Origin of the sequence: Paraflavisolibacter caeni (genome assembly GCF_025628885.1) — a bacterium.
Lineage (GTDB): Bacteria > Bacteroidota > Bacteroidia > Chitinophagales > Chitinophagaceae > Flavisolibacter > Flavisolibacter caeni.
Window position 1 is genome coordinate 118,556 of sequence record NZ_JAOTIF010000003.1, and the last position, 21,504, is coordinate 140,059.

17 protein-coding genes are annotated in these 21,504 nt (G+C 40.9%); 9 read left to right on the top strand and 8 right to left on the bottom strand.

From position 1 onward, the window contains the following. Positions 1-7 precede the first annotated feature (7 nt). The 5 genes from OCK74_RS06950 (at position 8) to fucP (ending at position 5,421) form a co-directional block, all read left to right on the top strand. Complete coding sequence (locus tag OCK74_RS06950; RefSeq protein ID WP_279296294.1) at positions 8-1,348, top strand: bile acid:sodium symporter family protein; 1,341 nt, start codon at positions 8-10, stop codon at positions 1,346-1,348. Continuing rightward, on the top strand, positions 1,341-1,502 hold the full coding sequence (locus tag OCK74_RS06955; RefSeq protein WP_279296295.1) for a hypothetical protein: 162 nt from the start codon (positions 1,341-1,343) through the stop codon (positions 1,500-1,502). Before OCK74_RS06950 ends, OCK74_RS06955 begins: the two co-directional genes overlap by 8 nt. Before the next feature lie 304 nt (positions 1,503-1,806). Then, a complete protein-coding gene (locus OCK74_RS06960) occupies positions 1,807-2,076 on the top strand; it encodes a hypothetical protein (RefSeq protein WP_279296296.1) in 270 nt (89 codons plus the stop codon). A gap of 147 nt (positions 2,077-2,223) precedes the next feature. Beyond that, positions 2,224-3,957 carry a GMC family oxidoreductase gene (locus OCK74_RS06965; protein WP_279296297.1) on the top strand — a complete coding sequence of 578 codons (1,734 nt, stop codon included), beginning with the start codon at positions 2,224-2,226 and terminating at the stop codon, positions 3,955-3,957. 210 nt (positions 3,958-4,167) lie between these two features. Further along, positions 4,168-5,421 carry an L-fucose:H+ symporter permease gene (fucP, locus tag OCK74_RS06970; protein WP_279296298.1) on the top strand — a complete coding sequence of 418 codons (1,254 nt, stop codon included), beginning with the start codon at positions 4,168-4,170 and terminating at the stop codon, positions 5,419-5,421. 200 nt (positions 5,422-5,621) lie between these two features. Here the strand turns inward: fucP and OCK74_RS06975 are convergent, their stop codons facing one another. The 3 genes from OCK74_RS06975 to OCK74_RS06985 form a co-directional block, all read right to left on the bottom strand. Then, the gene (locus tag OCK74_RS06975; RefSeq protein WP_279296299.1) at positions 5,622-7,613 is read right to left on the bottom strand and encodes a KUP/HAK/KT family potassium transporter; all 1,992 of its coding nucleotides are present in this window, start codon (positions 7,611-7,613) and stop codon (positions 5,622-5,624) included. Between the two features lie 87 nt (positions 7,614-7,700). Beyond that, positions 7,701-8,390, bottom strand: a complete 690-nt coding sequence (locus OCK74_RS06980; protein WP_279296300.1) for a response regulator — start codon at positions 8,388-8,390, stop codon at positions 7,701-7,703. Beyond that, positions 8,369-9,466, bottom strand: a complete 1,098-nt coding sequence (locus OCK74_RS06985) for a sensor histidine kinase (RefSeq protein ID WP_279296301.1) — start codon at positions 9,464-9,466, stop codon at positions 8,369-8,371. The genes OCK74_RS06980 and OCK74_RS06985 overlap by 22 nt, the downstream gene beginning before the upstream one ends. 417 nt (positions 9,467-9,883) lie before the next feature. On the opposite strand from OCK74_RS06985, the gene OCK74_RS06990 reads away from it, so the two are divergent. From OCK74_RS06990 to OCK74_RS07000, 3 genes are all read left to right on the top strand, one after another. Beyond that, positions 9,884-14,689, top strand: a complete 4,806-nt coding sequence (locus OCK74_RS06990; protein WP_279296302.1) for a PKD domain-containing protein — start codon at positions 9,884-9,886, stop codon at positions 14,687-14,689. Positions 14,690-14,722: 33 nt separating this feature from the next. Then, entirely contained in the window at positions 14,723-15,739 is a 1,017-nt protein-coding gene (locus tag OCK74_RS06995; RefSeq protein ID WP_279296303.1) for a PorP/SprF family type IX secretion system membrane protein, read from the top strand. 103 nt (positions 15,740-15,842) lie between these two features. Continuing rightward, entirely contained in the window at positions 15,843-16,982 is a 1,140-nt protein-coding gene (locus OCK74_RS07000) for an aldose epimerase family protein (protein ID WP_279296304.1), read from the top strand. A 63-nt stretch (positions 16,983-17,045) separates the two neighbouring features. On the opposite strand, the gene OCK74_RS07005 is transcribed toward OCK74_RS07000, so the two are convergent. From OCK74_RS07005 to OCK74_RS07020, 4 genes are all read right to left on the bottom strand, one after another. Beyond that, complete coding sequence (locus OCK74_RS07005; protein ID WP_279296305.1) at positions 17,046-17,831, bottom strand: hypothetical protein; 786 nt, start codon at positions 17,829-17,831, stop codon at positions 17,046-17,048. Between the two features lie 19 nt (positions 17,832-17,850). Beyond that, complete coding sequence (gene plsX / locus OCK74_RS07010) at positions 17,851-18,792, bottom strand: phosphate acyltransferase PlsX (RefSeq protein ID WP_279296306.1); 942 nt, start codon at positions 18,790-18,792, stop codon at positions 17,851-17,853. Positions 18,793-18,872: 80 nt separating this feature from the next. Continuing rightward, on the bottom strand, positions 18,873-19,067 hold the full coding sequence (gene rpmF, locus OCK74_RS07015; protein WP_279296307.1) for a 50S ribosomal protein L32: 195 nt from the start codon (positions 19,065-19,067) through the stop codon (positions 18,873-18,875). A gap of 27 nt (positions 19,068-19,094) precedes the next feature. Beyond that, entirely contained in the window at positions 19,095-19,643 is a 549-nt protein-coding gene (locus OCK74_RS07020; protein ID WP_279296308.1) for a YceD family protein, read from the bottom strand. A 91-nt stretch (positions 19,644-19,734) separates the two neighbouring features. On the opposite strand from OCK74_RS07020, the gene OCK74_RS07025 reads away from it, so the two are divergent. Beyond that, complete coding sequence (locus OCK74_RS07025) at positions 19,735-20,826, top strand: DUF3810 domain-containing protein (protein WP_279296309.1); 1,092 nt, start codon at positions 19,735-19,737, stop codon at positions 20,824-20,826. A gap of 133 nt (positions 20,827-20,959) precedes the next feature. Here OCK74_RS07025 and dcd read toward each other — a convergent pair whose 3' ends face one another. Beyond that, positions 20,960-21,496, bottom strand: a complete 537-nt coding sequence (gene dcd / locus OCK74_RS07030; protein WP_279296310.1) for a dCTP deaminase — start codon at positions 21,494-21,496, stop codon at positions 20,960-20,962. Positions 21,497-21,504: the final 8 nt, after the last annotated feature.

Here is a 21,504-nt window from a genome sequence, read left to right on the forward strand (position 1 = left end):
TGCCATTATGAAATCTCTACGAAAAATTTGCCTGGGCCTTAGTGGCCTTTCTCTTATTCTGTTAATTGCAGGAATTGTTTCAGCACAGCCTCATATCTGGCAGCCTGCGGCCGTTTGCCTATCTGTATTCTTTGCTATTGGGATTGGTTCGATTCCTGCTTTAAAAAGCTATCAATACACAGCCTGGATCATTACTGCGGTCGTAGCGGGCATGATATATCCGGCCGCTTTTCAAAAGTGGGGTGACTTTGACCTTCGCAACAAATGGTTGATCCTCTTGGTAATCCAAATGGTGATGTTTGGTATGGGTATTCAAATGAGTTTGCGTGATTTTACAGGTTTAGCAAGCACAGGCAAAGGAGTCTTGATAGGATTGATTTGTCACTTTTCAATCATGCCCCTCGTTGGCTTTTTGTTGACAAGGATCTTTCATTTTGATATGGAGATCGCTGCCGGCATCATTTTAATTGGCTCCTGTTCGAGCAGCCTGGCTTCTAATGTCATGGTATATATAGCACGCGCAAACCTGGTGTTATCTGTAACTGTAACGGCAATGGCTACTCTTGTTGCTCCTATTATGACACCATTCCTGATGAAGTTATTAGCAGGTACTTTGATCCAGGTACATTTTATCGACATGATGATGGAGATCATTAAGATAGTGATCGTTCCTATTGGTGCAGCTCTCTTGCACGATTACCTGAAAACTGCTTCACCTCAGGGCTGGAGAATTGTAAGGAATATAATAATGGCTTCAATTCTTTGGTTAGTTGCTCTGCCCTTTGGGTTGTGGCAGTTTTTGAAAGCGCATTTATCAGTCTCTATCCTTCAGTCATTCGAGATCCTGAGTTTTTTTGCAGGTGCTGTTCTGGCTGGTGTTGGTTATAACTTGCTGGCTAATCGGGTCTCGCGTTTCGACTCCTTTATGCCTTATTTCTCCATGTTTGGTATTGTTTATTTTACTACGGTCACTACGGCTGCAGGTCGCGATAATCTCATGCAAGTTGGCTTGCTGCTATTCTTTACCTCTGTTTTCCATAATGCAGCTGGCTATTTCTTTGGCTATTGGTTAAGCAGGATATTTGGTCTGGATAAGAACTCTGCTCGTACCATTGCTTTTGAAGTGGGACTGCAAAACGGTGGCATGGCTTCCGGTCTGGCTGGTGCCATGGGTAAGTTGGGTACTGTAGGACTTCCTGCTGCAGTTTTCAGTCCATGGATGAATATATCAGGATCTATACTTGCCAATTTCTGGCGTCGCAGACCAGTAAATGAAAGCGAGATAGTTGTTGAAGAAACAAAGGTTGCGGGCCCGGGCCCGGGTACTTGTACTACCACGTATGGTTAGTGATGCTGATGGTCTTCCTGATGACTGGGAAAAATCCAATGGATTGAATCCTCATGATCCAAAAGACAGTTCGGAAAAAGCAAAGGGAAAGCAAGGTTATACGAATATTGAAGTATTTATCAATCAACTTGGTGGCTTTACAAAACGTTTTTAAAGTAATTTATCAAAAGCCCCTTGATGAATATGCTGATTATCTAAAATAAGTTTCAAATAGAAATGGAATATTTGTTTTTTTTTAATAAATAAATAACATATAGCTGGAGGTTCAAATCATTTATATTTTGTTAAACAATAAAATAATTCAGCTTTCGTTTCTGCTAGTTGGCTTTAACCGCGCCTTTGAATTTAATATTTGAAAAATAAGAGATCTAATTGTTGGCAGAGTATTTGTTTATTAGGCCTCAACATCGTTAACCTGATTAAAACCAGGAAACATCATTAACCTTAAAAACACCAACATGAAGAAGAATCTTTTATTAGCAACTACATTCGTTGCAGGCTTAATTACCATGGGCGTTGCTCAATTACCTTCTAATACAAGTGCATCAGCCAAAAACTTAAATGGCTACATGACTTTAGATACCGTGCCTCAAAAGGACACTGTTCCTGGTAAATCTGATAGCAGCTCCGCTAATTTAACTAGCTTTAATAGCTATATGGCAAAGGATACAGTTCCTCAAAAAGATACTGTTCCCTCGAAGCCTGATAGCAGTTCAGTAAATCTGTAATCAGTTTTCATTAAAATAAAAAAGCACAATGACATATTATTTAAAGTCATTGTGCTTTTTTTTACTGCAATTTCTAGCCTCTTTGGTACTTAATGTGTGCAGAATTAATTGATAAATTCGTAATTTATCGCACTCAATTGCTTGCCGATGCCTAACGATTCTACTAACATCAATATCAATACTAAGAGCGTTGCACAAAATTCTTTTGATGCCATAGTGATTGGTTCAGGGATTAGTGGTGGCTGGGCCGCCAAAGAACTGTGCGAACACGGATTGAAAACACTGGTATTGGAAAGAGGCAGAAATATCGTTCACAATAAAGATTATCCAACAGCTTTCAAACACCCATGGGAGTTTACCCATAGGGGTCAAATGGCCCGGGATTTCAGGAAAGCAAATCCCTTGATCAGTAAAGCGGCTGGCTTTGGTGAGGATACCGCTCATTTTTTTATCAAGGATGCTGATCATCCTTATGTTCAGGAAAAACCGTTTGACTGGATCCGTGGTTACCAAGTGGGAGGTAAGTCCCTTACCTGGGGGCGCGCCTGTCAACGGTGGAGCAACTTTGAGTTTACAGCACCCGCACGATTGGGCTATGGTATTGAATGGCCTATCAGCTATTTGGATATTGCTCCGTGGTACAGCCATGTGGAGAACTTTATCGGCGTCTGTGGTCACAAAGATGGCTTGGAGGCTATGCCCGATGGAGAGTTTCTCCCTCCATTCGACTTGAATTGTGTCGAAACGCACATGCAGCAAAACATTAGGAAACATTATAAAGATCGCTACCTGGTTCATGCACGCTGGGCACACCTGACTTTACCTAAAGAGATTCATTTGCAGCAGGGTAGGGGCCGATGCCAGGCGCGAAATAAATGTATGAGAGGATGCCCGTTCGGTGGCTATTTCAGCTCTGTTTCATCTACTTTACCCTGGGCAGAAAGAACCGGAAACCTTGCCATTCGTCCGTTTTCTGTAGTCCATTCCATTATATACGATGAACAAAAAGGGAAAGCAATTGGCGTCCGGGTGATCGATGCAAATACAAAAGAATCAACCGATTATTATGCCCGCATTATTTTCTTAAACGCATCTGCTTTAAACAGTAATTTGGTTTTATTAAACTCCACATCTAACCGTTTCCCTAATGGTCTGGGAAATGAAAATGGGGTATTAGGCAAGTTTGTGGCTTTTCATAATTACCGCGCTTCTGTGAATGCAACAATTGATGGTTTTGAGGATAAATATTACTACGGCCGTAATCCTACTGAGCCGATTATTGCTAACTACAGGAACCTGCACACCCAGGATACGGATTATGTAGGAGGGTTTACCACTTTTATGGGGGCATTCCGTTCCGGAGTAGATGAAAGTACAATGACTGAAACCATAGGAGGTAACTATAAAGATGCCCTGACCGAACCTGGAGGGTGGAAAGTTTATATGTATATGCAGGGAGAAACCATTCCTAAGGAAACAAATCATGTCCGCTTGAGCAAAGACCAAAAAGACCAGTGGGGTATACCATTACTGGTGACAGCAGTAGACTATGATCAAAATGACGAAAAAATGATTAAGGATTTTTTAACGCAGAGTACTGAAATGATGGAAAGGTCGGGCTGTAAAAATATTAATCAGAATGACAGTAAGCAACCTCCTGGTTTGGATATTCACGAAATGGGCGGTGTGAGAATGGGAAAAGATCCCAAAACTTCAATGCTCAACAAATGGAACCAGTTGCACGCATGTCCGAATGTGTTTGTTACCGATGGTGCTTGTATGACCAGTACCGGGAACCAAAGTCCTTCTATTTTATACATGGCACTTACTGCAAGAGCTGCCAATCATGCAATAAATGAATTGAAAAAAGGAAACTTGTAACACCGTCAAACCATTTCATTACTAAGCCGGTTCTTTGGTAACTGGGCCGGTTCCATCTTAACGTGAAGGCCAATGATTTGAATTTTAAGCTTTCTTAACTAATATTTTGTTTTGATTACCAATCATTATTTATCTTCCCGCCTATTCAAAGAGATATTTATATATTCAATAGAAAACCAACCATTTTAAATCAAAACAACGATTGTTAAAATGTCAAAAACTAACGGCAAACGTCTGGCAATAATTCTTGTTACCTCATTGTTTTTCCTCTGGGGATTTGCACTCAATTTGAATCCTATTTTAATTCCTCACCTCAAAAAGGCTTGCCAACTGTCAGATACGCAGTCGGCATTTATTGATTCGGCTTCCTATATTGCCTATTTTCTAATGGCGATACCTGCCGGCCAGTTTATGAAGCGGTTTGGATATAAAGGGGGGATCATTGTTGGATTACTGCTTTTTGCATTTGGTGCCTTTCTGTTTTACCCGGCATCAACCACAAGGATGTATGGTTTCTTTTTGACGGCATTATTTATTATTGCGTGTGGACTTACTTTCCTGGAAACTGCGGCCAATCCATATATCACTGTGATTGGCGATCCTGATCAGGCTACCCAGCGTATCAACTTTGCCCAGTCATTTAATGGATTGGCAGCTACATTGGCTCCTTTAATTGGCGGTAATTTTATACTTTCAGGTAAAACACTTTCGGCAGAGCAGGAAGCTGTCATGTCTCCGCAGCAACTGAACGATTACTTGCAACATGAAGCATCTTCTGTTCAACTCCCTTTTATCATTATCGGGGTAGTGGTGCTATTGGTCGCCATTCTATTGATTAGAACACCTCTCCCTGAAATTGAGGAAGAGGAAACGACAGAGACAAGTCACAAGTCGATATTTAAAGAGAAAAACTTAATGCTTGGCGTACTTGCGCAATTCTTTTATGTGGGTGCGCAGGTTTGCGTCAGTAGCTTTTTCATTCGTTTCTCTCATCAGGTTGCTGGTATTGAAGAAAAATCGGCTGCATTCTTCCTGTCAGCTGCACTTCTGGGTTTTATGGCCGGACGTTTTATAGGTACCTTCCTGATGAAATATATTGCACCATCAAGGTTGCTGGCTGTCTATAGCGTTATTAATTTCTTGTTGTTGATATTGGCTGTAATGCTTGATGGTAAATTCTCCGTGTATGCGCTGATGGGAGTAGAGTTCTTCATGTCCATTATGTTCCCAACTATTTTTTCTTTAGCCATTCGCGGACTTGGACCAAAAACAAAAGAGGGGTCATCCCTGGTGATCATGTCTATAGTTGGAGGCGCTATTTTCCCTGTGATCATGGGACGTGTTTCTGATGCCACCAACATTCAGACTGCTTACTTGGTACCGGCTTGCTGTTTCCTGGTTATTCTTTATTTCGCTATGAAAAACATTACTGTTACCAAATTAAAGCTCGCTGTTTCCCACTAATCCTGGATGAGAACAGCAACCATAAAACATCTTAATTGGTTTAATATCCATATTACAGCCGCTCTTTATTGGAGCGGCTTTTTTATTATCTTCCTGCCATGGACCATTTTCCACCCCTTTGCAGTGCAGTAATGTGCCCACGGTACTAATGAAAAATGAATAATGAGTTGTCTGTAATGAGCATGCTTACTGATAACAGATCATTCATCATTCATCAACTTCCTTGGTTCCACTCTTTTCAGTTTCAGGTTGGTAACAGGTGCCACGATCAGCGGGAACTTTTCTACGGTTACCGTACTGACATCCAGTCCAAAGCCCCTTTCTTCTGAAAGACTCACCTCCTTCAACCAGAAGTAAAGTTTCATGACCATGCGCTCTAAGATCGGCAGGTCGTTATCCTGGCTGAGGTATTTTTCCATGACAATAAAGGAGAAGTCTCCCACAATATTGCTGCGCTCCAGGCTTTCATAGCGACTGGTGATGTTCACTTCCCTGTTGGCTACCAGGTCTTCCACCACTTTGCGGAACATCAGGTTGATGCGGGGCTGAACCCTGAAGCCTAATCTGAATTCCACACGGATGATATCGTTGGGAATGATGTGTTCAACTGTGTACTCTGAGGTATAAGGATCATCCAGGGTGTCCACATGCACAAACCAGTAGATATCCGCCCTTTTGGGCTTTTTGTTCAGTATAGAATAGATGATCTTGTGCTCTATTTCTTTAGGGTTATCGGCACTGGTCAGGTACACCAGGTGGGTAGCATACTTGGGCACAGAGCGGTCGTTGCTCAACTCCTGGATCTTGGGAATATAGTGCTCCAGCCGTACAAACTCCACATAGCGGTTCTTGATCTTACGGGCTTTGAACCAGGCATACATCACTAAGAATAAGGCGCCTCCAACAAACAGGGTAACATAGCCACCATGAGGGAACTTATCCATGTTTGCCCACAGGAAACTAAATTCAATGGTAAAGTAAATTGCCAGGTATAGATAGATCAAAATAGCCTTTGCTCTGTGCAGCACCAGGTAATTGGCAAAGAGAATGGAGGTGGCAATCATACAAAGTGTAATGGCCAGTCCATATGCAGCTTCCATACTCGAGGCTTTCTCAAAATGAAGTACAATCCCAACACATCCCGCATACAGTAAGAGGTTAATAGCCGGGATAAAAAGTTGACCTCTTTCCTCGGTTGGGTAAACAATTTTAAACTTGGGCCACAGGTTCAGGCGCATGGACTCACTGATCAGGGTAAAGGAACCGGAAATCAGTGCCTGGCTGGCAATGATGGCCGCTGCTGTGGCAATAGCAATACCAAAATAAAGGAACCACTCTGGCATCACACCATAAAACGGATTGAAACCATGCTCGATCATTGTGGAGGTAATAGGTTTACCATTGTAGTGGCTTATTAACCAGGCACCCTGTCCCAGGTAGTTCAAAATCAGGCAGGACTTAACGAATATCCAGGAATAGCGTATGTTCCATTTCCCACAGTGGCCCAGGTCCGAATAAAGCGCTTCGGCACCCGTGGTACAGAGGAAAACACCACCTAGGATATAAAAGCCTTTGGGATATGTTGTGAGCAGTTTGATCGCATAATAAGGATTAAATGCCTTAAATACTTGCAGGTCATCTGAAATGTGAATGAGTCCAAATAAGGCCAGCATCAGGAACCATAAGGACATAACCGGCCCAAAGAAACGGCCGATGAGGGCTGTACCAAACTGCTGAATGAAAAATAATACTGAAATAATGCCAATGACAATATAAACGATAGTGGTTTGTGTGATGCCGGAAAAAGCAGGTAACTGTTTCAAACCTTCAATAGCGGATGTAACTGAGATAGGAGGGGTGATCATGCCATCTGCCAGTAAAGAGGCTCCCCCGATCATGGCAGGTACCACAAGCCATCTGCGCCTTCTTCTTACTAAAGCGAAGAGTGAAAATACGCCGCCTTCACCCCTGTTATCCGCCTGGAGGGTAAGGATAACATATTTGACAGTGGTTTGCAAGGTAAGCGTCCAGATAATACAGGATAACGCGCCCACAATGAGCTGCTCGGTGATCACTTTCCCGCTGATGATGGCGTTCAGTACATAAAGGGGAGATGTTCCAATGTCTCCATAAATAATTCCCAGTGCAATCAGAAGTCCCGCAAATGTGACCTTATGATGTGATGTTGGCATTTTGATCTTTTAATAGAGCTTTAAAATTTATTTCTTTTCATATGGCCAAACATTAGATGTTATATCTACAATATCTTGCTATTTTATTTATTGTTCTTTACATATAAAACGATAACCAATTCCTGATTCCGTTACAATGATTTCCGGGCGGTTTGGATCTTTTTCTATTTTCTTTCTGAGTTGAGCAATAAATACCCGAAGGTATTGTGATTGGTTGATATAACCCGGACCCCATATATCACGTAAAAGGTATTGGTGTGTCAATACTTTACCTTCATTCTTGGCAAATAGTGCAAGTAAGGCATATTCTGTTGCGGTTAGCTTTACCAGTTCGTCATTCTTTTTAACAGTCCTTTCTGCCAGGTCAATTTGCAAGTCATCGCAAATGATTACTGGTTTGCTTTCCTCTAAAACAGAAGTCCGTAAAGCTGACCTGATGCGGGCGAGTAATTCCCCAGTACGGAATGGTTTAGATAAGTAGTCATTAGCACCATTATCAAGAGCCTTGATGACATCTGATTCGCTGTTCTGGACCGAAAGAATAATAACAGGATTTGTAAACCATTCTCTAAGCTTCTTTAATATGGTATGACCATCTTCATCTGGTAGCCCCAGGTCAAGAATGATCAGGTCAGGAGGGTGGGTGGCTGCAGTAATGAGTCCTTCTTTAGCTGTACTGGCGTGCCTGACTGTGTATCCATTACTTTGAAGTGTAATGGATAGCAGTTTTCTTATCTGCGCTTCATCATCTATAATTAATAAATCCGCTTTTGCCATTGATCAGTTTTTTTTAAGAGGGTGGATTCAGCAGGAATTATCAATGTAAATCTTGCTCCACCGGTGCTGACATTCTGAAGCAGAACGGATCCGCCCATCGCTTCTGTAAAACCTTTGACAATGGACAATCCAAGTCCCGTGCCCCCTGTTCTGGAAGTCTTTAAACGGTAAAATTTTTCAAATACATTTTTGATTTCTTCCTCCGGAAAACCATCTCCATTGTCCTCAATGACAATCTCTAAAAAATGGGGCTTATAAGTTGCCTTGAGTTGAATCATACTGTCTGGCGCAGTGTACTGACAAGCATTGTTTAAAAGATTATAGATGATTTGCTCCAACATGACTTTGTCCAGTTTAAGAACCGGCAAATTGGGACTGATATTTATAGTTATATGTTGCGTAGCTTTATTTTCTTCTATTCTTTTAACTGCATCATAAACAAGCTCATTGATATCGCACCAGTCTTTTTTAGGCTGTATAAAACCAGACTCCAACCTTGACATATTGAGTAGGTTTTCCACTTGCTGGTTGAGGCGGAATGAGGCAGTGGATATTTCAGCAAGGAGTTCCTCTTTGTCATTAGGAGTTAAATTGCTGCTGTTGGTTTGTAAGTTATCTGTAGCTGCAATAATAGTTGCAATTGGAGTCCGTAGTTCGTGAGATAAGGAGTTGAGTAATGTATTATACAGCTTTACTGTGTTGCTTTTCTCTTCTTTCTCTCTGGCTCCTTTTTCAATAAGTTTAATCTTATTGGTCAGTACAGCATTTACCATTGCAATGATAAAATACATAACAAACAAGATAGTATCTTCCGTTGACCCAACATGAAAAGTAAAACGGGGAGGAATAAAAAAGAAATTCCAGATCAAGGCACTGAGTACGGCGGCAGTCAATACCGGGAAGATGTCAAAAGTAATAGCGATCAGAGAAACAGTTACCAGGAGTATAAATGCTACTATTTTGTAGTCTATAAAATTTGCGAATACAAAGCATAAAAACGATACAATGCATACGAACAATAAACTGAGAAAATATTGCCTGGATTTGCTGACTTTATTAAAAAAAAACTCCGCCATTAATCTCTAATCAAACCACAAATGTAGAACAGCGTTCATAAGTGAAGTATAAAATATTTCCGTTCATGCATAAAGATTTTATAAAGAGGGCTTCAGTTGTGGATTACTTTTTTATGCTGCACTTTAAAAAAGAATGCGCATTTTCAGGAACAATATTATTCCCTGTTTATAAGTCTTTGCTTTTCATTGTATTAAGGTTAGAATATCCCGGTAAAAGGTGAGGCCGAATGTATATTGTGAGATACATATAACTCTGTGGAAAAATATTTGGAAGTATCTTAATGGGGGGAATGACAATTCTTGTTTTATCAAAAAAACTTCGGCCAAACCACTGCCTGGGGCTTTTAATTCTGCTCTTCTTTTAATATTTTTAGCCAGCACGTACTCTTTTGATGCGAAACCTAATGCAGCCGTCTTATGGGGTTTTTGGCCACCGTCCAACGAAGATTATTTTTATTAATATTAGTTATACTAGTATCTAATACAAACGCCTTTTGCCAGCTTAAAGCGGCTTTTACAGCGTCTCCTGTATCTGGATGTGCTCCTATAGTGGTTCAGTTTACAGATGAATCGACAGGAAATCCAACACAATGGCAGTGGGATTTGGGTAATGGGGTTATTTCATATTTACAAAATCCTTCCGTAACATATTTTACACCTGGTACCTATAAAATAAAACTGGTAGTGCGATCTGCCGATGCAGAGGATGTACTGATCAAGGACCAATATGTTACAGTTTATCCCAATCCAGCTGTTGATTTTAATGCTTCCGATACCATGGGTTGCTTCCCTTTGTCTGTACAGTTTAAAGACTTGAGCACAACTTCGAGTGGAACGCTTACAAATTGGAGCTGGGACTTTGGTGATGGGATAACTTCTCAGGATCCTGATCCAATCCATACGTATTTGGATGCAGGCGACTACTCTGTAACATTAAGAGTCACCAACAGTTTTGGATGTCAGAAGATTTTGAAAAAGACTCAGTATATAAAAATAGGAGATGGTGTGGATGCTGATTTTTCAAATAACAGTCCTGGAATATGCGGGGCTCCGGTATCGCTACAATTTACCAACCAATCTTCAGGACCTGGGTCCCTGACATATCAATGGGACTTTGGCGATGGTATTCGATCAACTGATAGGAATCCTCAGCATACCTATACAACAGGGGGAACCTATAACGTAAGTTTGGTAACAGTCAGCTCAAAAGGCTGTAGGGATACGATGTTAAAGGAAAACCTGGTCTCTGTGGGCACTGTTTCATCGGATTTTAATCTCCCCGATACTGTTTGTGCCGGACAAACCTTTTCTTTGACCAATGCGTCTTCCCCTGAACCCGGGCTTGTAACCTGGAATTTTGGTGATGGGACAATTTCTGAATCATTTATTCCTGTAAAAAAATACTCAGGTCCCGGAACCTATAAGATCAAACTGGTAAACAATTTTGGTGGCTGCCTTGATTCTATTACGAAAAGTATTATTGTGACTCCCAATCCAAAACCTTCTTTTACCGCTCCTCTGGTTTCCGGTTGTATAGCTCCTTTTACAGTTAAGTTTACAAATAATACTTCGGGTAACAATACTTATAAGTGGTTTTTTGGCGACGGTACTTCGTCTACCGATCGACAGCCGGAACACACCTATAAGGATACAGGCAGGTATACGGTTACCTTGATTTCTTTTAATGAGAACGGTTGTAGTGATACAACAGTGATGGATCAATTTATTAAGGTTCTGAAACCAACGGCAATCGTAAGCAACGTGTTGAAATCAGGGTGTTTGCCACTGGAATTTTCACCAATGGCAACTGTTGTTTCTAGTGAGCCTGTGACTTCCTATCTCTGGAAATTTGGCGATGGCACTACAAGCAATGATGTGCATCCGAGTCATATTTTTACAACTGCCGGTAAATTTGATATCACCTTAATTGTTGCTACTCAAAGCGGGTGTGCAGATACTGTTGTCATTAAAGAGGCTGTAAAGACTGCAGAAAAGGCAAAAGCAAATTTTTCAGTCAACCCCAAACTTGTTTGTGCAAGGGACCCGGCTACGTTTACAGATAACAGTACCAGTACTGGGATCATTGATGAATGGTTTTGGAAGTTTGGCGATGGCACGACTTCAACACAGCAAAATCCGGTTCATGAATACCAGGATACCGGATGGTTTTCAGTGACACTGATCGTAAATGGCAAAACTTGTCCTGATACTATTACTATTGACGATGTGGTATATATTAAGCCGCCGATACCAAGTTTTTCTTTTATCAATAGCTGTGATGATAAGTTTACTAAGAACTTTACAGACAAATCTGTTGGTGCACTAACCTGGGAGTGGACTTTTGGAGATGGATCAGGCTCAAAAGAAAGGAATCCCTCACATACGTATGCTTCACCGGGAAATTATTCTGTGAAACTGGATATTTCAAATGGATCCTGCACCCATACGACTGCACAAATTGTAAGAGTGATCAATGAAAAAGCTGCGTTCAGCCTCGATCCAGCTATCGTTTGTAAGGGAAGCCCTGTAAATTTTAAAGGGAAGGACTTCAATATAGCTAACATTTCTAAAATGGAATGGAATTTTGGCGACGGAAGTAATGCAATCGGCGCCATCAACATTGCACATACTTATTCTAAAGCAGGAAAATACGTTCCTTCATTGACTATCACAGATTTACTGGGATGTTCCGACACTACCACTGCTCCAGTTTCTGTTTATGGTCCAACGGCTGATTTCTACCCTAATGTTGAAGGTGCTTGCCTGGGTAGCAGCCTTATTTTATTTGCTGATTCTTCCAAAACTGACGGCATCAATGAAGTAGTCAAAAGAATATGGAATTTTGGTGATGATTCCATTGACTCCACATCTGGCGCCCCTTACAAGCATTTGTATACGAAAGCAGGTGAATATACCGTAACGTTTAAAGTAGTGGATAGTTATGGCTGTACAGACGTGATATCCAAGCCAAAAGTTGTGACCATTGCGCAACCTAAGGCCGATTTTATTTCTTTTGATTCTTCTTCCTGTACTGGTAAACCAGTTCGCTTCATTAACAGGTCAATTGGTTACAACCTAACGAGTCAATGGAGTTTTGGCGATAGTTCTTTTTCTGATCAGCTTAACCCCATTTATAGTTATAAGGATACGGGTTTATATTCTATAAAATTAGTAGTGACAGACAAATATGGCTGTAAGGATAGTTTGCTAAAAAATGAATATATTAAAATCACTTATCCAAGGGTGTCCTTCCTGGTTTCAGATACTTTTGCAACCTGCCCACCTTTATTGGTAAACTTTACTAATACCTCTGTCAACTATACAACAATCAAATGGAATTTTGATGACGGTGATCTATCAACATTTGGTTCACCTTCGCATTATTATACTTATCCTGGTGTTTACAATGCCAGTCTTACAGTAACCAGTCCGGGCGGTTGTGTGGAAACTAAGATCCAAAAGATTGTTGTAAAAGGTCCAACTGGCACATTGGAATACCCGGAACAAATTGGTTGTAATCCCCATACTGTTACATTAACGGCGCATACTTTAAATAACATTTCATTTATATGGGATTATAGTGATGGCAGCACTTTGGCGACAATAGACTCTGTAGTAAAACATACCTATACTCAAATTGGCAGTTACGTTCCCAGAATGATCCTTATCGATGACGCTGGATGTAAAGTTCCGGTTCAAGGGAAAGATACAATCAAAGTGGTGGACGTTATTGCAAAGTTTGGCCTTGATAATTTCAAGTTTTGCGATTCCGGATATGTCCGGTTTTCAGATTCCTCTTCTAGTGTTGAACCGTTAAAGTCATGGGAATGGAGCTTTGGTGATGGTAAATTCAGCAATGAACAGAATCCCGTATACCATTATAAGAATCCTGGTTCATTCACAGCACAACTGATTACCACTTCAAAAACCGGTTGTAAGGATACCGCAGTTATCAACAAAAAGATTGATGTATTTGAAAGTCCAATAATCGATATAGCAGGAGATCTTGAAAGTTGTAAGCCTGGGAAGTTTTTATTTAAGGGCAAAGTTATAAGGGGAGATTCCATGGTCCTGAAATGGACCTGGGACTTTGGAAACAGAAATACCTCCACCGTTCAGTACCCGGCGGAGCAGGTTTATACAGAAGATAAAACTTACCTGCTCACAGCAAGTGTAACAGATGATCATAACTGTAAATCTATTAATACAAAGGAAGTGGTCATTCATCCTCTTCCTATTGTAGATGCCGGACCTGATATTTTAATTTGCCGAGGCGATTCGGTGCAATTGAAAGGTTCAGGGGCAGTAACTTATGGATGGAGTACAGCTAAAGAATTGACCTGTTACAATTGTGCCAGTCCTAAAGCCTCTCCAATTGACACAACAATTTATGAGGTCACGGGGTATAACCAGTTTGGTTGCCTGGACATTGATTCCGTTAAGGTGGTTGTCAGGCAAAGGTTTGAAATCGATGCAGGGCCAAACGACAGTGTATGTGTAGGAAACAGTGTCCTTTTATCGGCCTGGGGTGCGGACAGTTTTTCCTGGTATCCTGCAACTGGTTTGGACAATCCCAATATTCATAATCCCAAAGCAAGGCCGCTTACTTCCACTTTATATACAGTGGTAGGGCGGGATATAGACAAGTGCTTTACTGATACTGCAACAGTATTTATTAAAGTGAATCCATACCCAAAGGTTGATGCGGGCCCTGATGTGACCATTCCCGTTGGAAATTCTGTACAGATCAAACCTGTTAGTTCTACTGATGTGGTCAGTTGGCAGTGGACACCCCCTTATAACCTGAGTTGCTTGCATTGTGAAACGACAAATGCTACCCCTAGAAGAAATACAAAATATACGGTAACGGTGAAAAACATAAGTGGTTGTACAAGTACTGATTACATGACGGTTTCACTGGTTTGTAATTCGGGTAATCTTTTTATTCCAAACACGTTTTCTCCGAACAATGATGGTAGCAATGATAAATTTTATCCTCGGGGTACAGGTATTTCGCTTGTACGTTCTTTAAGAGTTTTTAACCGCTGGGGTGAATTGGTATTTGAAAGGATGAATTTTAATGCCAATGATGATAAGTTAGGGTGGGATGGCATCTACAAAGGACAATTACTGACGTCTGATGTTTATGTATACACATGTGAGGTGATATGTGATAACATGGAAGTGTTATCCTATACAGGGGATATTGCCCTGATTAGATAAATGCTATTGATTCATAAATCAAAGTCCGTGACAATGGTGAAATTTTATATAAGAAGGCTGATGATGTGCATGGTCGCATTTTTTACAATAGCAGCAATGGCACAGGATATTCATTTTTCACAATTCACGGAAGCACCGCTTAGCCGCAACCCCGCGTTTGCAGGAATCGTCAATGGTGATATACGGGTACAGTCTGTATTCCGGTCTCAATGGAATAGTGTGGCCAATGCCTATAAAACAGCCTCTCTGGATGCTGAATATAAAATGAGGATTGGTAACTTTAATGACTTCATTACTACCGGTATCCAGTTGTTTCAGGATAGGGCTGGTACCATCGAAATGAATACTACTCATGTGTTGCCCGCTTTAAACTACCATAAATCGTTAAGCAGTGTCCACAATATTTATCTTTCTATGGCTTTTATGGGGGGATTGGTGCAACGGCGTTTTGACAAGTCAAAAATGACAACCAATAGCCAATATGAAGGTAGGGGGGATGGCGAGAGCATCACTAAGGCACGTTATTCTTATTTAGATGGGAGTGTGGGAATGAGCCTGAATGCAAACTTTGGCCAGAAACCGGAAAACAACTTATTGATTGGTGCTGCATATCATCATTTCAACCGGCCAAAGAACTCTTTTTACCGGGTAAACGAAATTGTGCTCAATCCTAAATATGTCTTTTCAGCAGGGCTTAAGTTTGGTGTTACAGAAATGACAACACTGAGGCTGGAAGCAGATCATATGATGCAGGGTACATACAGGGAAACATTAGCGGGGATATTATATGGATTAAAGATGGGAAGTGACTTTGAACGTCCGGATTATATGCTGCATGGGGGAGCATTTCTACGCTGGAATGACGCCCTCATCCCAACTATCAGGCTCGATTATAGCCCCTTTACGTTTGGGTTGAGCTATGATGTAAACATTTCCAAACTCAGAACAAGCACCTATGGCCGCGGGGGCTTTGAATTGTCTGTAGCATATATTGGTTTTCTCAATAAAGACAATTCCAGTATTGATGCCACATTATGCCCCAGGTTCTAAGAATCTTCAGTTTAATAATTGAACTTTAAAGTTTGATGCAATTAATTGCATTTTAATAGTTAATTTGACCTTTATTATTAAACCAAAAGCATTTTATAACTAAATGAAAAGATTGCTCTTCTACCCGGCAATGATCGGAATGCTCTGCCTCACCTTATTGTCATGCGGTTCAAATGACGCTAAAAAAGATGCTGCTGCTACTACAAAACAGGGAGTAACTCAAACCAGTTGGGGGCAGGCTGATGGTAAAGATGTTAACCTGTATACACTTACGAATAAAAATGGTGTTCAGGTGAAGGTTACTAATTATGGTGGTATTGTTACATCATGGCTGGTTCCGGACAAAAATGGCAAACAAAGCAGTATAGTAATAGGGTTTGATAGCCTGCAGGGGTATTTGCAGAAGCCTCCTTATTTCGGCGCACTGATTGGCCGTTATGGCAACCGTATTGGGAATGCCCGCTTTACGCTTGATGGAAAGACTTATACACTTGCTGCTAACGATGGTAAGAATCACCTGCATGGTGGTAATAAAGGCTATGATAAAGTGGTTTGGGATGCCGCATTTGCTGACAGTATTCCAGCTTTGACCCTTAATTACTTAAGCAAGGATGGAGAAGAAGGATATCCCGGAAACCTGAAAATTTCTGTTACCTATTCTTTGACTGATGATAATGAATTGGTGATTGATTACAATGCGGAAACGGATAAAGCAACACCTGTTAATTTAACCAACCACTGTTACTTTAACCTGTCAGGCGATGTGAAAAATACAATCCTTGACCACAGCTTGCAGATCGATGCGGATAACTATACTCCGGTTGATGCAACGTTGATTCCAACAGGGGAGATCAAAGCTGTAAAAGGCACGCCATTCGACTTTACCCAATCAACTAAGATTGGCGCCCGTATCGACCAGGTGCAAGGAGGTTATGATCACAATTTTGTATTGAACAGTAAAGACTCTACCCTTCACTTAGTGGCAACGCTGGCAGACAGCATCAGTGGCAGGAAAATGGAGGTTTATACTGTAGAACCTGGCCTGCAATTCTATTCAGGTAATTTCCTGGACGGTACTTTCAAATTAGCTGATGGCACACCCATCAACAAACACACAGCTTTGTGCTTAGAGACTCAACATTATCCTGACTCTCCAAATAAGCCAAACTTCCCAAGCACCATTTTACAACCTGGACAGAAGTATCATACTGTAACAAAGTATAAAGTTTCTGTAGAGAAATAGTAAGGCCGAGACTTTGTCTTAAAGAAGTTTTCAGAAATCCCATATCACACGATATGGGATTTTTTATTTAGCAGCAATATTTGCTACAGCTTCGAGGAGCTGAAGTTGATCGTTGATATGATTATGCTCGGCTTCAATATTGGTGTAAGCTATCTTTCTTCTGCCAAATAGAATACTTAGTGAACCGTCATCAGTAGCCGGTATTTCCTTTTGTAATACTACACTGATATCCCGTTTTTGCAATCCATTAAAAATTCTATGGTCTGTGGTAAAAACAAAATCATCCGGGTCCATTTTTTTGCTTACATGCACCTTTTCGGCTTCGCCCTGTAAGGAACCGTTGGGTAGGTAGGAGAGCACTGAGTAATTGTTCGCAGTATTGTTATGCATGGCAATTACATAACTTTTTGCCGGGATTTTTTGAAGAAGAGAATTGGCAAATCTTTCAACCTCCGGAACAGCTTTCTCGTCAAAAGGTTGAAGGATTTGCAGTGATTCAATGATGCCTTTCCGGGTGAGCATCCTGTTTGGATCGAAAGTATATGACCTCCCGTTAAAAGGAAAAGTGATCAGCCGTTCTCCATTATTTTGAATACTGATCAAAGTGCCACCTTGATGTTCCAGGAATCTGTGGGTTGCATTTTTTGCAGTCTGTTCATCATCGTGTATATGAACGAATATCAATCTGCTTGATGAATCAAAAATGCTAACCTGTATGGTAAAGGAGGTATCTCCTAAAGCAACGGAAAGATTACTTACAGCAGGTGTAAAATCCTTTGCCGGAGAATCGGTCCGTGCACAGCTACAAAATATAACGGTGCAGGTAATGAAAATAAAAAGGCTTCGCAATGGTGAAAAGATTTACCGCTTAAGCTACTAATTCTGCCTGTAGCTTTTGCAATATATCTTTTTCAATCATTTTTTGTGCCAATACAATCATATTCTTAAAAGCCTTTGCTTTTGAAATACCATGGCCGATTATTACTGGCTTGGATATGCCAAGAACAGGTGTACCGCCTACGTTTTCAAAATTAAAGCGTTCGAAATATTCGTGTTCGATTTGCTTGCGGTTGGTAATTTCAAACAATGACTCAGCAAATTTTAAAATAATATTGCCGGTATAGCCATCGCAGACCATTACATCAGCTTTATCAATCAAAAGATCACGGCCTTCAACATTACCAACAAAGTTGATATGTTTGTTTTCTTTTAAAAGAGGATAAGCGGCTTGAGCCAACAGGTTTCCTTTTCCTTCTTCCTCACCAATGTTCAGCAATCCTACTTTAGGATTTTCTATGCCAAGAATATTTTGAGCATAAACGCTTCCCATGACAGCGAATTGGTTCAGGTGTTCTGGTTTGCAATCGGAATTGAGACCAACATCCAGTAATAAGCCAGTTTTGCCGTCTTCTTTGGGAATAATGGTGGAAATCGTAGGCCTTAGCACGCCTTCGATAGGCTTTAAGCTATACACCGAACCTACCAGCATGGCACCTGTATTGCCGGCGCTAATAAAAGCATCGGTTTTACCGGTTGCCAGCAAGTGAAAACCAACCGAGATGGAAGATTTTTGTTTTTCTTTCAATGCCCGGGTGGGATGTTCGTGCATATCAATAACCTGTGGGGCATGCACAATAGTAAATGCCTCTTCAGGAAAGGAAAAATCTGAAAGCAGGGGCTTTATGACCTCTTCATTCCCAATCAAAAATAACTGTGCCGGATCTGCATTCTCTGAAAAATAACTCTGAATGCCCTTTAGGGCTTCCAGAGGGGCGAAGTCGCCGCCCATCATATCAATTCCAATCTTCATGGCAATCAGAAATAAAAAAATCCATAACCTAACTTTGACCGGTAAAGCCAAAGGTTATGGATTTTTTGTTCAGAAGTACTTTACGCTTTTAGAGGGGCTTTTTCTGAAACCACCTGTCCTTTGTAATACAACTTGCCTTCACTTACGTGAGCACGGTGGCGAACGTGGATTTCTCCAGTTGTTTTATCAGTAGAAAGCGTAGCAGCTTCTGCTTTATAATGTGTTCTGCGCTTTGCGCTCCTTTGCTGCGAGTGTCTGCGTTTAGGATTTGGCATGACTTAATAATTTAATAATTCTATTTTTTATTCACTATCCAGGCCTTTGAACTTTTGCAGGTTTTTCCAGATTGGATTTTCCTGCGGGTTCTCATCAGGCTTCATGTTATTGAGCATATCCCGTGCTGCTGGATTACAGTAAGGCCCGTCCATATTTTCATATTCACAGGTCTTCTGCATGGGAATACTCAGGTTAATAAATTCATAGATCCAATTCTTTACATTAATATGGCTTTCGCCTCTTGAAATGTAAAAAACATCAGCATCTTCTTCCTGCTCATTCATTTCATCCGGCTCTTCCACCATTTTAACGGTCATGGTGAATTCTTCGAATAACTGCATGGGCAGGTCGCTGTTACAACGGTCACAGGTTACTTCGGCCTGTCCGCCTATTTCAAAGCGGAGCCTCATAAAACTGTTGTTCTTTTCCAGAAACAGCTTTACATGTGCATTGCTGCTCCTGAAATCCTGTTGTTCATAACCCTCAAAGAACGAATCGTCGATTTCGTAATTAAACTCATGAATCCCGGGCTTTAAACCAACAAAAGCTATTTCAAATTCCCGGCGGCTGCTCATCTTTCGGTTTTTAGAGTTTGCAAAGGTATAGTAAATCCGACAAAATCTCATAGTTTCACCCAAGAAATTAACGAATTTGGAATATTAAACTATGTTCAGAAGTCTTTTACGTGATTATAAGCTGCTGTTGTTGCTCTTCCTGGCCCTTCTTATTAAAATTTTATCCTTTCAAAAGGCATGGGTAGAGCGTTATTACACTTATGGTTTTTACCCTTATATATCAAAAGTATTAAGAATCTTATTTGGATGGATACCTTTTTCTATTGGAGATCTATTTTATCTCTGTTTAATTTGTTTTTTGCTGTACAAAGCAATCCGGTTCGGTATTTTTTTAAAACGGCGAAAGGAGAAAAAGTTTCTAATCAGGGTGGTAGTGAAGCAAATTTTACATTTTGCCCTTTATGTTTATTTGGCTTTTAATATTCTTTGGGGACTTAATTATGACCGGCAGGGCATAGCAACCCAGTTGCAATTGGATGTTCAGCCTTATTCTGTAGAAGATCTGAGGTTGCTGACCTCTGTTTTGCAGGAGAGGGTAAACAACTATGCTACAGGAGTTGATTCGTTAAAGCGGGTAGAACTCAATAAGAGCAGGAATCTCTTTCGGGCAGCAGTGGCAAGCTACCAGCAGGTTAATGGCAAGTATCCATTTCTTGCTTATGAAGGGCCTTCTATTAAAGCATCTTTTTTCAGCAATATTGGCCATTACTTTGGATTTACAGGATATTATAATCCCTTCAGTGGCGAAGCCCAGTTGAAAACAACGATCCCTTTCTTCTTAAAGCCTTTTGTGGTAACTCATGAAATTGCACACCAGTTGGGCTATGGAAAGGAAAATGAAGCCAATTTTGTAGCCTTTCTTGTCGGTAGGCAAGCGTCCAATATCGAGATCAGGTATTCCATTTACTTTGAAATGTATCTGTATGCATTTAGTGATCTTTCGCGTAAGGATACAGCAGCTGCCAGGAAATTCAGGGAAACTTTGCATCCACAGGTAAAAAGGGATCTGGAAGCGTTTTCCAATTATTTATACCGTACCCGCAATATCATAGAACCTGTCGTCTCCAGTTTTTATGACCAGTTTTTGAAGTGGAACAGCCAGCCTAAGGGGAAAAAGACCTATAATGAAGTGGTGACCTGGCTGATTGCTTATGGGAAAAAATATGGCCTGAACGCAATCTAATTACTTCATTATATAAAAGCCCTCTTTAACTGGTAAGTCAAGGGCTCTTATTTATAAATATAATATTTCCTAGGCATTGCGACTCGGATGCGCTCCGCCCAAGGTGAACCGGGGTGGTAGTACTTAGCTTTGTCTAAAAAGAATTCTTCCACATCATGCTTTCAACCGGGCGGTTAGGTTGGCCGCTGTATTTCGCATTTGCCTTCTGGTTGTATTTTACCTCAATGTCACCCTCAACAGGGAAATAGATCAACTGGCCTACAGGCATACCGGCATAAACCCGAACGGGCTGCTTTACAGAGATCTCCAGGGTCCAGTTGCCACAGAAACCTACGTCGCCTTTACCAGCAGTGGCATGAATATCGATGCCCAGGCGGCCTGTAGATGATTTACCTTCCAGGAAGGGTACGTGGGCATGGGTTTCTGTATATTCGGCTGTGACGCCCAGGTAAAAAATATGTGGATATAATACAAAACCTTCTTCAGGTATTTCGAAATATTCAATCTGGTTGTGCTTTTTGGCATCGAGGATATGATTGCTGTAGGTTGCCAGCACTTTGCCAAGGTGAACATCATAGCTGTTACTACCCAGGCACTCGCGGCTGAAGGGCTGAACTTTAATCGTGCCTTTGTCCATTTCTTCCAAAATACGCTTATCAGAAAGAATCATGAATATTT